The sequence below is a fragment of the Belliella baltica DSM 15883 genome (genome assembly GCF_000265405.1).
Taxonomy (GTDB): domain Bacteria; phylum Bacteroidota; class Bacteroidia; order Cytophagales; family Cyclobacteriaceae; genus Belliella; species Belliella baltica.
The window spans coordinates 3,015,699-3,030,243 of the sequence record NC_018010.1; the positions used below are offsets into that span (position 1 = coordinate 3,015,699).

At 40.4% G+C, this 14,545-nt stretch carries 12 protein-coding genes; all 12 read left to right on the forward strand.

What is annotated here, in order from left to right; all coding sequences use genetic code 11:
* The first annotated feature begins 218 nt into the window (after nucleotides 1-218).
* The 12 genes from BELBA_RS20355 to BELBA_RS13815 all read left to right on the forward strand — a co-directional run bounded on the left by BELBA_RS20355 (nucleotide 219) and on the right by BELBA_RS13815 (nucleotide 14,544).
* Entirely contained in the window at nucleotides 219-572 is a 354-nt protein-coding gene (locus tag BELBA_RS20355; RefSeq protein WP_014773297.1) for a helix-turn-helix domain-containing protein, read from the forward strand.
* A complete protein-coding gene (locus BELBA_RS13765) occupies nucleotides 569-1,663 on the forward strand; it encodes a site-specific integrase (RefSeq protein ID WP_014773298.1) in 1,095 nt (364 codons plus the stop codon). The genes BELBA_RS20355 and BELBA_RS13765 overlap by 4 nt, the downstream gene beginning before the upstream one ends.
* Nucleotides 1,660-2,685: a DUF6617 family protein gene (locus tag BELBA_RS13770; protein ID WP_014773299.1), complete on the forward strand. Its 1,026-nt coding sequence runs from the start codon at nucleotides 1,660-1,662 to the stop codon at nucleotides 2,683-2,685. Before BELBA_RS13765 ends, BELBA_RS13770 begins: the two co-directional genes overlap by 4 nt.
* Nucleotides 2,686-2,882: 197 nt before the next feature.
* Nucleotides 2,883-3,182 (forward strand): helix-turn-helix domain-containing protein, encoded by a 300-nt coding sequence (locus tag BELBA_RS13775; protein WP_041779683.1) that lies wholly within the window; start codon nucleotides 2,883-2,885, stop codon nucleotides 3,180-3,182.
* A complete protein-coding gene (locus tag BELBA_RS13780) occupies nucleotides 3,179-3,475 on the forward strand; it encodes a helix-turn-helix domain-containing protein (protein ID WP_014773301.1) in 297 nt (98 codons plus the stop codon). The genes BELBA_RS13775 and BELBA_RS13780 overlap by 4 nt, the downstream gene beginning before the upstream one ends.
* Before the next feature lie 49 nt (nucleotides 3,476-3,524).
* A complete protein-coding gene (locus BELBA_RS19985) occupies nucleotides 3,525-4,382 on the forward strand; it encodes a BT4734/BF3469 family protein (protein ID WP_245531073.1) in 858 nt (285 codons plus the stop codon).
* A gap of 3 nt (nucleotides 4,383-4,385) precedes the next feature.
* Nucleotides 4,386-6,281, forward strand: a complete 1,896-nt coding sequence (locus BELBA_RS13790) for a DUF3987 domain-containing protein (protein ID WP_014773303.1) — start codon at nucleotides 4,386-4,388, stop codon at nucleotides 6,279-6,281.
* A gap of 119 nt (nucleotides 6,282-6,400) precedes the next feature.
* Nucleotides 6,401-6,691 carry a helix-turn-helix domain-containing protein gene (locus BELBA_RS20360; RefSeq protein ID WP_014773304.1) on the forward strand — a complete coding sequence of 97 codons (291 nt, stop codon included), beginning with the start codon at nucleotides 6,401-6,403 and terminating at the stop codon, nucleotides 6,689-6,691.
* On the forward strand, nucleotides 6,666-9,866 hold the full coding sequence (locus tag BELBA_RS13800; RefSeq protein WP_157466099.1) for a site-specific DNA-methyltransferase: 3,201 nt from the start codon (nucleotides 6,666-6,668) through the stop codon (nucleotides 9,864-9,866). The genes BELBA_RS20360 and BELBA_RS13800 overlap by 26 nt, the downstream gene beginning before the upstream one ends.
* Before the next feature lie 4 nt (nucleotides 9,867-9,870).
* On the forward strand, nucleotides 9,871-10,983 hold the full coding sequence (locus BELBA_RS13805; protein WP_014773306.1) for a hypothetical protein: 1,113 nt from the start codon (nucleotides 9,871-9,873) through the stop codon (nucleotides 10,981-10,983).
* A 1-nt stretch (nucleotide 10,984) separates the two neighbouring features.
* Nucleotides 10,985-11,425, forward strand: a complete 441-nt coding sequence (locus BELBA_RS13810; protein WP_014773307.1) for a type II toxin-antitoxin system death-on-curing family toxin — start codon at nucleotides 10,985-10,987, stop codon at nucleotides 11,423-11,425.
* Between the two features lie 5 nt (nucleotides 11,426-11,430).
* Nucleotides 11,431-14,544, forward strand: a complete 3,114-nt coding sequence (locus BELBA_RS13815) for a DEAD/DEAH box helicase family protein (RefSeq protein WP_014773308.1) — start codon at nucleotides 11,431-11,433, stop codon at nucleotides 14,542-14,544.
* The last annotated feature ends 1 nt before the right edge of the window (nucleotide 14,545 follow it).

A 14,545-nucleotide genomic window follows, 5' to 3' on the forward strand; every position in this document is an offset into this window, starting at 1 on the left:
ACCCTTCTTTTACTATCATTTAGACTATTTTTATTTCCTTTACTTGTTGCTAATTTTCCCTTTTTTCCGTATATTCGTTGCTAATCAGTTGTTACTAGAAACAAGTTTGTTGGTAGCAACAGATTTTTTGAGCAATGGCGAGATGATGTTACATCAGGATACATACTGATACAATCAGATACATCCAGTGACAGAAACAAGCCCACAAAAGGAAACACGTGAGCAGCAACATTGAGATACCGAAGATCTGTCAGCACTGTGGTGAGTCATTCATCGCAAAGACTACGGTTACCCAATTCTGTAGCCATACTTGTGCATCCCGAAATTATAAAAAGCGCAAGCGGGATGCTAAGCTACAAGAAGTCGCTCCTGTCTCCCACCAACGTTTAGAGTTCCAAGAAGATCAGTTAGGAAGCAAAGACTTTCTAAGCATCGAAGAAACCTGCAAGCTACTTGGAGCAAGTCGCATGACTATCTACCGTCAAATCAAGTCCGGCACAATCAAAGCGGCCAAACTTGGTAGACGAACCATAATAAGGAGAACCGAAATCGATAAACTGTTTCAGGCATGAAAGTAACACTCAGACAAAGGAACCAGGGCGGAAAGACCAGCCTGTACCTTGATTATTACAACAAGGGCAAAAGGAAAACAGAATACCTAAATCTCTACCTAGAGCCTAACCCGAAAACTAAGGAGCAAAAGGAAATCAATAAGAAGACCCAGCAATTGGCTGAAACCATCCGAGCGCAAAGGCAGATTGAAATTCAAAACGGCACTTACGGTTTTCGTGACAGTGAAAAACTAAAAGGGAGTTTCACTGCCTACCTGCAACTGCTTGCCAATAAACGCAAGGACAGCGCAGGAAATTACGGGAATTGGGATAGCATGATCAAGCATTTCAAGAAGTTCATGCCTCAAGACATTTCTTTTGAATTTGTGAATCGAGAGTTCGTGCAGGACTTCAAAGAATACCTGGACAAAAAGGCCATAGCCCATGGAGTGCAGAAGCTATCTCAAAATTCCAAATACTCCTATTTTAACAAGTTTCGGGCTGCCTTGAAGCAAGCCGTAAAGGATGGCATCATACCGCATAATCCCGCTGAAGGTGCAGAAGCATTTAAACAAGGAGAGCCGGAAAGAGAATTTTTGACACTGGAAGAACTGCAAGCAGCTGCGAATACCGAATGTGAAAACACCCAATTGAAAACGGCATTCATATTTTCTTGCCTTACAGGGTTGCGCTGGTCAGACATAAATAAACTTTTATGGTCCGAAGTACAACATTCAAATGATCGGGGTTACTACATCCGATTCAGACAGAAGAAAACCAAAGGAGCAGAAACACTCCCAATCTCAGAACAAGCCGTTGGCTTGCTTGGCGAACGCCAAGATAAAGACGAGCGAGTGTTTAAAGGATTGAAATACTCAGCATGGCACAACTTGAAATTGCAACAATGGATGATGAAGGCAGGAATATCCAAAACCATTACCTTTCATTGCGCCCGGCATACCTATGCTACCTTGCAGCTTACGGCAGGAACAGACATTTACACAGTTTCAAAGCTCTTAGGCCATAGGGAATTGAAAACTACCCAAGTCTATGCGAAAATCATTGACGACAAGAAGAAGGAAGCAGCCAACAAAATCAAACTGAACTTATGAGCGCATCTTTAGAAATATACAACCGCATTCTGTTTCTCGATCTTCGCCCGTGGTTATTGTCGGGAGTTTCAGAACTGAAGTTCAAGCAAGATTTAAACGACCTTCCAAAGGTTTTTTACCAGACACAGCCACAGTTTGAAATATCCTTTTCAAAGGCTCTTAGCAACAAGCGAAAGTATTTCCAGGCATTGATAGATTCAGCAGCAATAGAATACCTAAACTTCATTCACAAAAATGTAGGCGAAAGTATCAATGCCAATGCAAGGAAATACCATGTACATATGGCGCTAACTAGAACTCTCAACGAAAAGCTCCGAGAGATTGCACAAGTTATTCAAGAACAGAACTACACTCCCGAACAATACGACCCGCAGTTTGGGGCGTTGAAAGGGAATAACACTGCCAGTGATGGAGCTTTCATTCTATTCTATCTAAAGCACCAGCTTGTTCGTTTATTCATGGAAGTTCAAGAATGCTATCCGGAGCAGCTAAAGGAAGTACCGCTTACGGAAGACGATATTTATCTGACTTACTTTAATCACACTGCACCAAATCCATCACATGTTTCAGAAGCAGTGCCAATACAAATAGCAAGTCCTTCAAACCCAAAAGCAATACCACAAGCAGCTAAGCCTTTTAAGGCACTTACCAATGACTTTAGAGATACGAGTAAAGGCATTCTTTCTTATGTAGCCATCATAAAAACTCCTACTCGTTTTGCCAGCTTCGAAGAGTCACTTTTTCAAAACGGGTACATTGATGAGAACTACAAGTTTGTTGACAAGCATGGCATGAAAAATGAAATGGCTGCCATTTACCACCAGTTGATCAATAAAGGCTATTTCCATCAGCGAACCTTCCAACCAACCAAGCAAATAAAAGATGTTGATATTCGGAAGTTCCTTGACCACCGCTATCAAGCAAATCTTGACAAGCAGTTCAGAACCTACCGACAAAACCCGGAACAATTAGCCGAATACATCGATTCTCAGTACTGGTTGACCAAATTACCCCTCGGTTAAATTGCGGTAATTTTCCGTCAATTTACCATTTCAAATTTCCACTCTTTTTCAAAAGTGTCTGTATTTCAGCCTGTTGCACGGGCTGAAATTTCCATTTTCAATACTTCCAGACACCTCTTCTGACATTTGCTATGTCCTTGACAATCAAGGATGACTTTAGCGCTGAAGTCCATTCATTAATTCTTAACAGATTTAAAATGGACGAAATATTAAAACGTCTCGAAAATCTCCAACGCCTAATCGAGAGCCAGGGGATTTACAGTAAGGAAGTATTAAACTTCAATGAAGCATGCCAGTATTTAGAGCTGTCTCAATCACACCTCTATAAACTGACAAGTGCGGGTAATGTACCGCACTATAAGCCAAACGGTAAGAAGCTCTACTTCAAAAGAACAGAGTTAGAGAACTGGTTGCTTCGCAACCGCTCTATGTCTGCTGAAGAAGTAGAACAGCAAGCAGCGGATTACTTAATCAAAAAAGGGAGAGTAAAGCTATGACAGAGATTATTGAACTAATCCTGTCACTCTCACAGGAGATTAAGACCATAAAAGCATACCTGCAGCACTACCATAAATCACGCTTAGAGAATTTTAAAGAAGAGTGGATTGATGGGCAGGATGTGATGCAAACGCTGCATATCAGCAAGAGAACCCTCCAATCCCTGCGGGATAATGGAGTGTTGCCTTACAGCCGAATCAATGGCAAATTCTACTACAAAGTTTCGGACATCGAAAAGATGCTTGAAACCAACTACCAACCTTCAAAATCTGTAGGTCATGGAAGTAAGTAGAGAAGCCATTTTACACAAAACACATTACGGCTTGAATATCTACGCCTACGTGTTGCGGCAATACTATACTGGTGAAACAGTCCTTTCCCTTTCGGGAAGGGACTGCAAGCCCGCAAAGAATCCTTTCAATGCGGACAAACCAACCTTGATAGTAAAAGTCGTTGACGGTTGTGCTACGCACACCGATTCAGAAGAAGCCATTGCACAAGGCAATGTCTTTGATTTTGCAGCACTGCATTTCAGCCTCGAAGGTCAAGCCCTTCTCGACAAGCTGAATGAAGAATTGCATTTGCGCATCGGTAAGCAACAGGGTTTTTACGCTCAGGCAGAATCGCAACCTACGGTTGCTCTACCTGAAATAGTCAAACCGGCTGCGCCAGTTTTCAGCTATTTCAATAAGCCTGTCACCAACGTAACACCAAGTCGGCAAGCCTCCTTGGTTGAGGTGTACCACCTTATCAAAGGCAATGAATTTGCTTCGTGTACAAGTACACTCCGCAACATTCCCGGACCAAAGGAAGCCAGAAAGTACAAGGCTCAAAATTTCGATTATGTGACCTTCTCAGGCACTTTCTCAAAGAGAAATGATGCAAACCTTCAAAGATATTCAGGTTTGCTCACAATCGATTTTGACCACATTCAGGACATTCCTTCACTCAAGGTAGCACTACTCAACGACCACTACTTTGAAACGGAGCTATTGTTTGTATCTCCTTCAGGTGATGGCCTCAAATGGGTAATTCCAATCGACTTGACGCAGGCAAAACACCAGGACTATTTCAAGGCAGTGGCAAACTACGTTTCCCACACCTACCAACTCGAAATAGACCAATCCGGAAAGGACATTTCAAGAGCCTGTTTCCTTCCACATGATTCAGAAATATTCATCAATCCTAAATACTTGTAGGACATGGAAAGAAAAACATTCAATCCGCAGGATTGGCTTAATCAGCCAACCCCGCAACCGAAAGTTACAGAGCAACAAACTTTCAATACAGATTCTCAACCAGACGAAGTAGAACGCATCATCCAAAGCATTGAGGCCAACCGAACAGACATTACCTCCACGTATAGCGATTGGGTAAATATCGGATTTGCTTTCTCAGATGAGTTTGGAGAAAATGGCCGCACCCTATTTCATAGGGTTAGCCAGTTTTATCCAGGCTATTCCGCCCCGGAGTGCGACAAGCAATTTGACAATTGCTTGAAATCAAAAGGTCATGGCGTTTCACTAAAGACCTTTTTCTACCTCGCCAAAGATGCAGGAATTGACATAGCACCTCCACGGTCAGAAAAACAGGATCAACGAACTTTCAAAAGTGAAAAGTTGAATGGTAGTCAATCTGAATACTACCAGCCCGTGAAGGAGGAACCTGAACAAATGCCAACCCTTCCAGATTCCTTGTTTCCTGAACTTCCTGAATTTCTGCAAAAGGTTGTGGCGGTTGCCACTTCCAATGAGGAAAGAGATATTCTCCTCCTCGGTTCCCTCGGAGCTCTAAGCGCATGTTTGCCCAAAGTATCGGGCATCTATGATGGCAAACGAGTATTCCCAAATCTATTCCTATTCATTACCGCTCAGGCATCTGCAGGAAAAGGCCGATTGGTGCATTGCCGCCAATTAGTCAATCCCATTCATAAAGAATTGAGGGAACAAGCCAAACTCCACAAACAACACTATGAATTGGAAATGGCAGAATACAACTCGAAGAAGGGCAAGGAAGAAGGTATCGAGAAACCAGCCAAACCACCTGAAAAGATGCTTTTCATTCCGGCCAATAACAGTTCAACAGGAGCTTACCAATTGTTAGGTGACAGTGATGGAAAAGGGCTAATTTTCGAGACCGAAGGTGATACTTTAGCCCATGCCTTCAAAAGTGATTACGGAAACTACAGTGACGGCTTTAGAAAAGCCTTTCACCATGAAACCATTTCCTACTATCGCAGAACCGACCGTGAGTTTGTGGACATAGAAAGCCCTTGCCTTTCAACTGTCCTTTCAGGAACGCCAAAACAAGTTTCGGCTTTGATACCCAACGCTGAAAACGGCTTATTCAGCCGTTTCATATTCTATTTTATGAACGTGCGCCCGGTATGGAAAAATGTATTTGCCAGTCAAACGGATAACGGATTGGACGATTACTTTGAAGCCCTGGGCAATGAGTTCTATGAACTCTACAAAGTCATCATGCAGGATGAACCCCGTCAGTTCTACCTTACAGCAGACCAGCAGGAACAATTCAACCAGTTCTTCGGGCAGATACAGGGAAAGTACATGAATCTTCAAGGGTTGGACTATATGGCCACTATCAGAAGATTAGGTTTAATTGCTTACCGAATCTGCATGATATTCTCCGCTTTGCGGATCATGGAAATGCGCCACATTAAATACGATAAAAATATTGGCGCATTCGACAGCACCACTGGAGAGATATTATCCAAAAGCTGTCAAACAGGCGACACTTCCCATAAGCTGATTTGTGAAGAAAGGGATTTTCAAGCTTCGCTTTCAATGGTCAAAGTACTGGTGAAGCATTCCAGTAAAGTGTTTGGAGAACTTCCACAAGAAGAGCCTAAGCCGTCTCGCATGAATAAGAAGGAGAAGTTTCTGTATGCCTTGCCACACACCTTCAACCGTCAGAAGTATCTCGAAGTAGCAAAGGCCATGAACATTCCGGCAAAGACAGCTGAAGGCTATATCACCGCTTTTGCCAAATCGGGATTGGTTCACCGTGAATCTCAGGACAATTATATCAACACCACACTTGAGGAAGTTAAGGATTCTAAGGATGCTGAGGACTTATGATCCTTGGCATCCTCCATTTCCTCAAAATCCTGAAATCAGTTTACCACTACTTTTTGCTTTTACTATCGTTTTCTTTTCTTATATTAGCCAAATATTGACAAGTCATAAATTAACAGGCCATGCACTTTGGTGAACATATTCGGGAGTTAAGGGAAAGCAAGGAACTTTTACAACGACAGTTAGCTGCCAGTCTTGAAATAGACACTCCCATGTTTAGTAAGATTGAACGGGGAGACAGACGTGCAAAGCGAGAACAGGTGCTCATTTTGGCAGAATTACTTGAAGCTGATGTAAATGATCTTCTCACGGCTTGGCTTGCAGATCAGGTACATGACCTTGTTAAGGACGAAGAAGTGGCAGCTGCTGCCCTTCAATCAGTAATAGATGAACTCAAGAAAGATAAGAAATAAAGGCACAATGGCTAATAACAATACATCACTTGACCAACTCAAAGGCTTCCTAAACAAACTGTTTCAGTTTGATTCACAGGACCTAGACTTTGGCGTGTACAAAATCCTTCACTACAAAAGGAAGGAAATCGCCAACTTCATTGACCAGCTATTGGTGGATAAGGTAAAGGAACAACTCCAAACACTATCGGCTGATGAATCCAAGCAGATCAAAGAACAAATTGCCGATCTCGAAAAGGACGACATCATCAAAGGTTGGCTGGAAGCAGAAGCGGAAGAAAAGAAAACCTTAGAGAAGTTTGGCAAGGACAAAATCAACCAATACGCAGCACTCAAAGCAAAGGCCACTGAAGCTACCGTTTCTGTAGAAACCGAAAACCAGATTTACAACCATCTGACATTGTTCTTCTCTCGCTATTACGATAAGGGCGACTTTATTAGTAAGCGTAGATTTGGAAAGAACGAAAAATACATGGTGCCCTACAATGGTGAAGAAACACACTTCCATTGGGCAAACCATGACCAGTATTACATCAAGTCATCTGAAACCTTTAACCACTACGCATTCAAGGTGCAGACGGCTGATGGCAACCTGGTGGTTAATTTCAAACTGCATGATGCACAATTAGAACAAGGGAATGTGAAAGCAGAAGAAACCAATTTCTTCATGTTGGCTGATAAATCACCCGAAATCAAAGAGAAAGACGACAGTGATTTACAATTTATATTGGCCAACAAACAGCCAGCCATCAACGATAAGGAAATTACCATCTACTTCGAATACCGACCTCTGGCTGATGATGAAAAGAAAAAGGTAAAAGGCAACAGTAAGCAAGACACGCTGGATGAAATAGCTTTTGAGTATTTGAAGAAGGAATTTAGCACCAATCCGCTCTTTGCTAATTTATGGAAACCTGCCCCGGCAGGCAGGGAGCAGGAAGGAAAGCCCCTACTACTCAAAAAGCTGCAACACTACACCCGCAAGAACAAGCATGATTTCTTTATCCATAAAAACCTAAAAAGCTTTTTGGAAAGAGAGCTGGATTACTACATCAAAAGTGAATTGGTCAATGTGGACGACCTCTATGTAACAGATTCTGACACCCACTTTGACCGACTCAAGCACAACCTGAAAACCATTAAGGTATTCAAATCCATAGCCGATACCATCATAGCCTTTGTAAGCCAGATCGAAGATTTTCAGAAAAAGCTATGGGAGAAAAAGAAGTTTGTACTCAGTACAGAGTGGGTGATTACCATTGACCGACTGGTGGAGTACATTGGTGAAGAAGCCGCCAAGCCCATTTTGGAAGAAGTGATTAAAAATGAAAAGCAGGTTGCAGAGTGGAAGGAGTTGTTTGGGGAGAAAGCTGTTCCAAAAAACAAAGATGATTTTAAGGCTGATTTACACACTTGGAGAAAATTGCCAATTGACACGAAAAACTTCACATCATTATTTAAATCAACTTTGCTTAATATTCTTTCTGTAAATATACAGTTAGATACTTATTGTGAAGGTAGTATTATAGAAAGCGAAAACTACCATTTACTTACTGCAATAAAGGAATTACACGGAAGAAACATAGATTGTGCTTATTACGATCCACCATATAATACAGGCGGGTCTGAATTTATTTATAAAAACACATTTCAACATTCATCATGGGCATCAATGATGGACAATCGTCTTGAGTTAACCAAAGATCTTCTGTCTGATAAAGGAGTAAATATAATAGCGATTGATGATTACGAACTTTTCAATCTTACTCAAGTATCAAACAAAATTTATGGCAGTCATAATTTATTGGGTAATCTTATTGTTGAAATAAAGCCATCCGGTAGGACAAACGATGATTTTTTAGCTACCTCTCACGAATACAACTTATTCTATGCTTTAGATACAACGCAAATTAAAGTCAACTTTGAAGAACTCACGGATTCTCAAAAGGAAGAATATAAACATGAAGACACCATCTCTAAATATAAATGGAGAGATTTTCTGAGAACTGGTGGGTATTCAACTCCAGAAGAAAGACCGAATTCCTTTTATCCAATATACTACAATGAACAGACAAAACATATTAGTATAAAGGAGTTAAAAGGTTATGAAATAATTTTCCCAGTTGATTCAAATGGCAAAAATCGTGTTTGGAGAAAGACTCCACCATCATTACAAAAACATATTGATATTGGAGATATTCAAGTAACTCGAAAAGAAACAAAGTTTAAAGTGGAGATTAAAGACAGAATAAAACTAGGGAAACGACCGAAATCAGTTTGGGTAGGTGCTCAATATGATGCGTCCAGTCATGGAACCAAACACATAAAAAAGCTTTTCTCAAATCCAAAATTCAGTTATCCAAAGTCAATAAATTCAGTTATTGATGCAATTAATTTAGTTACGAATGATGAAAGTATAGTATTAGACATTTTCGGTGGGTCGGGTACAACAGCTGAAGCAGTTATGCGAAAGAATGAAAATACTCAAAATCTAAAATTTATTTTAGGGGAGCAAAATGCATATGTACACAATACTATAATTCCTCGGGTTAAAAAAATTGCATATTCTTTTGATTGGAAAGATGGTTTACCTAAAACTTCAGCAAAAGACGGCACATCTAGTATGAATGGTCTTGGGGTATTCTTCAAATACCAACGCTTAGAGCAGTATGAAGAAGCCTTAGAAAACATTGCTTTCAAAGCATCAGAAGATACTTTGCAGAAAGCCCTGGAGTTTGATCAGTATATTCCCAAATACTTTTTGGAGTTTGAGACCAAAGGCAGTCAGTCGCTGGTAAACACAGCCGCCATGCAAGATCCTTGGGATTACAAGCTCAAAGTTTGGGACGGTTTCACCTACGATACCGAGCAAGCCGTTGATTTGGTAGAAACCTTCAACTACCTAATTGGCCTTCACATGCAGAAATGCATCACTAAAGAGATCAATGGCAAGAAGTATCAGTTTGTCTATGGGCATAATAACGCCAACAAAAATATTCTGGTAGTATGGCGTTCGGTCAAAGCTTGGTCTTTGGAAGATTACAAAGCAGATGCAGCAGCACTTAAAGAAGAGTTCAAGGCATTCGCCTACGACCTGCTTTACATCAACGATCAGGCACATATAGAAGGCTACCAGCCCATAGAAGAAGTATTCAGAAACAAAATGCTATCGTAAAGTCATGGCAAAGGATTTAACTACATCAGACATACACCGCAAAAACATACTGAATAATCGGTATGCCTTACAGGAAATAGAGAAGGAAGTAGGCTTTCCCGGTATTCTGTTCGAAGGCAGTTTACGCTACACCAAGCGACAGATAGCGCAATTCTATGACATTGATGAAAGAACCGTAGAACGCTATTTGGAACAAAATGAAACAGAATTTGCAGGAAGCGGATATGAAGTATTGATCGGCAAGCGGCTTAAAGCCTTTAAGGAAGCATACGAGCAGTATATCAGTGACTTATCGGATGTTAAGGACATGAATGTCCCGAACATGCCCGATGGTAGCGACACAGGTGTCGGTACCACGGATTCGGATGTTACCGACATGGATGTCGCCAACATATCCAAAGCACCAAAAGTAGGCGTTTTTACCTTCCGCACTTTCTTAAACATTGGAATGCTCCTGACCGAAAGCAGCAGAGCCAAACAGCTTAGAGCATTGATATTGGATATTGTAATTGATACCATCAATGCAAAGATTGGTGGCAATACCAAATACATCAACCAGCGGGAAGAAGAATTTTTGCCCAGTGCTATTCGGGAATTCAATTACCGACAGGCTTTTACCAACGCCTTAGACGACTGCATTGTGGACAACAAATGGAAGTACGCCCAATTTACCGATGCTGTGTACAAATCCATCTTTCATGAAAACGCCAAAGAGTACAAACAAATACTGAATCTAAAAGCAAAGGATTCTGCAAGAGATACCATGTACTCAGAAGTATTGGATCTGATAGCAGCCTATGAAAATGGCTTTGCGGAGTTTCTATGCAATAAAAAAGAAGAGATTGGCAGAAGGCTTACCATGCCGGAAGCCAAATTGATGTTTGACCAATTCGAAAAGTTCCACGGAGCAGCTTTTAGGCCACTATTGGAAAAAGTACGAACGCTCATGGCGAGCAGAGATATGGTTTTCAGGGACGCCTTACATGAAAAACTCAAAAGCTATGTCACACACTTGACTGCTGATGAATTTGAAAAATTTCTGGGAGAAAAGAGCATGGCACTAGAAGAGCGACTGAAAGAAAATATTGATGTCTTCAAGAGACTAAAGGACAGGTAATATGGCATTTAACTATTTCAATATAGAATATGCTATCAAAACCCATGATTTCATCATCAATGAATCAGGTGGTTCTCATGGAGAAAATGATTTGGGTTTACTGGAAAGCGTATTGGAGCATATCCAAAACGACTTTTACTATCCAGAGTTTGAAGCCAAGATTACCCATTTGGTATTCTCGGTAAATAAGAACCACGCATTCAGCGATGGAAATAAAAGAAGTAGTATCGCTCTTGGAGCCTATTTCTTAGAGATAAACGGACTCGATTACTGCATCGATCGGTTTATTATTGAAATGGAAAATATTGCCGTGCATGTGGCAGACAACAGAATTGATAAAGACCTGCTATTTGAAATTATTTACTCGGTTATCAATGAAGATGATTTTAGTGAAGAACTCAGGTTGAAGATAATAGAAGCCACAAGTACCGAAGAAATTTAAGCATTATGCAATTAGAAAAACAACTTGTACTATTCAGATACATCTTGCTTCAGTTGGGTTATGAAGCCTTTGAAGACTTGCGGGATGAATTTAACAACAAAGAGTCTGGCACTAGCTCTACCGGATATACCTTTTTTGCCAGTGCTTTAATGGCCAATTCGGAAAAACTGATTGAAGATCGGGCAATCCAACAATATGATGAAGCTATTCAAGGTTATGAAAAAAAGTTAAGGGAAAACCGAGCTGAGCCTTTCCTTACCTTCAAATATTACCAGTGGTTTTCATTACTCTTCACAGAATATTTCTTTGATGTTTACAGCAACAATCCAACGGTTTTAATCAATTCGCTCAATCAGTATGCTCAGGATAGCCGGGACTTCAAGGATATAGAAGCCTACACGGAGAAGGATTTAAAAAAATTAGCTTATTGGATGGCAACAGGCAGTGGAAAAACCCTCCTGATGCATTGCAACTATTGGCAGATCACCAAATATTTTAAGGAATGGGAAAACATCATTCTCATAACGCCAAATGAAGGTCTGAGCCGACAGCATTACGAAAGCTGCCTAGAAAGTGGCATTCCTGCAAAACTTTACTCAGGAAGTGAAGAAAGCCTAAAAACCAAAGAAGGTGAAATCCTGATATTGGAAATCACCAAGTTGGTAAAGGAAAAGGAAGGTGAAGGCGTTAGTGTGGACGTTGACTATTTCTCAGAATCCAAGAACCTTGTTTTTATTGACGAAGGCCACAAAGGGCAAAAGTCAGAAGAACGTGCCTGGAAAAACCTAAGAGAACATTTAACCCGTGGCGATGGATCATTCACCTTTGAGTATTCAGCCACCTTTGGGCAGATCATCACCAACAGTACAAAGGATTTACTTCAAGAATATGGCAAGTCCATCATTTTTGATTATTCCTATCGGCACTTCTATACCGATGGCTATGGGAAAGACTTCAGTGTATTCAATTTAGATGCGAAAAACGAGTATAGCGCAGAACAGAACAAACTACTACTAACTGCCAGCCTTTTAGGATATTATGAACAGTTAGCCCTTTACGAGCAATATGAAAAGGATTTACGGCAATACAATATCGAAAAACCACTATGGGTTTTTGTAGGTAGCAGGGTAATCAGTTCATCATCAAGCACTTTAACACAAGGTGACAAAGAAAGCATTTCAGATGTATCACGAATTGTCAAATTCTTTAAGTATGCCCTATCTTCTCCTACAGCACTGCAATCGGATATAAATAAGATTCTAAAGGGCGACACAGGCTTACGTGATGCTGATGGGAATGATATTTTTAAAGGTCGTTTTGAGTATTTGAAAAAGGAAACACCCATTGCTGAATCTATTCTCACAAAAGTTTTCAATGGCATTGGCAATATTGAAGCCTATCAGGTAAAGCAAGCAGATGGAGAAATAGCACTCAAAACAAAAACGGCTGATCAATATTTTGCTGTCATCAATATTGGTGATGTACCTAAGTATGCCAAGACATTGGAAGCTGACACAGATGGAGAGTTAACTATCCAAGACGACAGCTTTACTAAATCATTGTTTCAGGCCATTTCAGAAACGGACTCCACCATCAATATTTTGATTGGTTCCAAGAAGTTTATTGAAGGCTGGAACTCTTGGCGTGTTTCCAGTATGGGATTAATGAATATGGGTAAAAGTGAAGGCGCTCAAATCATTCAGCTATTTGGCCGTGGTGTTCGTCTGAAAGGAAAGAACCTTTCGCTAAAGCGTGAAGAAGCCAATGCACCTTACCATGTAAGAGCCTTGCAGACCATTTCAATTATGGGCTTAAATGCATCTTACATGAACCGATTCTTAACTGAAATTGAAAAAGAAGTTCCGGATTACACCAACTATTCCATTGAAATTAAGCTCAACCATGAAGAGCAATGGAATGGCCAGATAATGACCTTCCGCAAGCAAAACGATAAATCCTTCAAGGATGAAATCATAGAATTGGAGTACAATGCCGATGTTGCAAAGCGTGTAACAATTGATCTGCGTAACAAGATAAGCATTGCTTCAGGTGGATTCAATAGCCAGTTTGCAGAAGATGCCGCAGATTACAATGAAAACTTTCTAAAAGGTTTCAGGGGCTTCATCGATTTCAATGCCCTTACTATGGAAGCCAATAAGTATAAACTTTTGAAGGGCTACCAAAACTTAATTATAAATAGAGAAATATTCTCTCAATTGATCGAAGAAGGGAACTTCAACCTTTTCAGTCACAAAGGTCAGTTCGAGATAAATGAAGCTATTTCAGGAAAGGTACAAGCAGTCGCAGTAAGTTTGGTTAAAGACTATATCAATAAGTTTTATGCTGACAAGGAAAAAGCATTCCTTTCAAAATACTTAACCTACGATATGCTGGATCATGCTTCCCATTCAGCCATGTTCCCTGCATCGCATACCATGATTGTGAAAGTGCCCAAAAAGCACGAAACATTTATTTCAGAGCTAGAATCAAGAATAAAGGAGATATATGAAAAGGACGACAAAACACTCCCTTCTATTCATTTTGACAAGCACCTATACTCACCTATTGCATCCATAGCAGACGGTAAAAAATTCAAAGAAATAAAGACGGTTCCAGTACGGCTAAATGAAGGCGAAAGAGATTTTATCAATCACCTTAGAGAATATGCCAGGGAGTCAAAGCAATTTGAAGGTAAAAAGCTTTTTGTCCTCAGAAACTTATCTGTAAAGGGTATTGGCTTTTTCATGGAAAGCTCCTCCTTTTACCCAGATTTTATCCTTTGGGTAGTGGACGGTGCTAAACAGTTCATCTACTTTCTTGATCCCAAAGGGATATTATTAGGAGAAACACACTTCAACAATCCAAAAGTACTTTGGTGTAAAGACGATGCTTCCATATTGGAAGCAAAAATTCAATCAGATTTAGATAAGGATAAGAAAGAAATTGAAGTGCATATATCAGCCTTTATCTTGTCAGTTACGCCTTTTGCCAAAGTGCAAAAGGTTTGGAGTGATGGAAAGGTAACCAAGGATGAATTTGCTGAGAATAAAGTGCTTTTCATTGAAAACAATGAGGAGTACTTGTCTAAAATATTTGAAAACCTCAACATGAAAGAATAGG

Coding starts and splice junctions, on each gene's coding strand:
- BELBA_RS13800 (WP_157466099.1), top strand. CDS start 6,666: ATGAACTCAAGAAAGATAAGAAATAAAGGCACAATGGCTAATAACAAT.
- BELBA_RS13765 (WP_014773298.1), top strand. CDS start 569: ATGAAAGTAACACTCAGACAAAGGAACCAGGGCGGAAAGACCAGCCTG.
- BELBA_RS13770 (WP_014773299.1), top strand. CDS start 1,660: ATGAGCGCATCTTTAGAAATATACAACCGCATTCTGTTTCTCGATCTT.
- BELBA_RS13815 (WP_014773308.1), top strand. CDS start 11,431: ATGCAATTAGAAAAACAACTTGTACTATTCAGATACATCTTGCTTCAG.
- BELBA_RS13810 (WP_014773307.1), top strand. CDS start 10,985: ATGGCATTTAACTATTTCAATATAGAATATGCTATCAAAACCCATGAT.
- BELBA_RS13790 (WP_014773303.1), top strand. CDS start 4,386: ATGGAAAGAAAAACATTCAATCCGCAGGATTGGCTTAATCAGCCAACC.
- BELBA_RS13805 (WP_014773306.1), top strand. CDS start 9,871: ATGGCAAAGGATTTAACTACATCAGACATACACCGCAAAAACATACTG.
- BELBA_RS20360 (WP_014773304.1), top strand. CDS start 6,401: ATGCACTTTGGTGAACATATTCGGGAGTTAAGGGAAAGCAAGGAACTT.
- BELBA_RS13780 (WP_014773301.1), top strand. CDS start 3,179: ATGACAGAGATTATTGAACTAATCCTGTCACTCTCACAGGAGATTAAG.
- BELBA_RS13775 (WP_041779683.1), top strand. CDS start 2,883: ATGGACGAAATATTAAAACGTCTCGAAAATCTCCAACGCCTAATCGAG.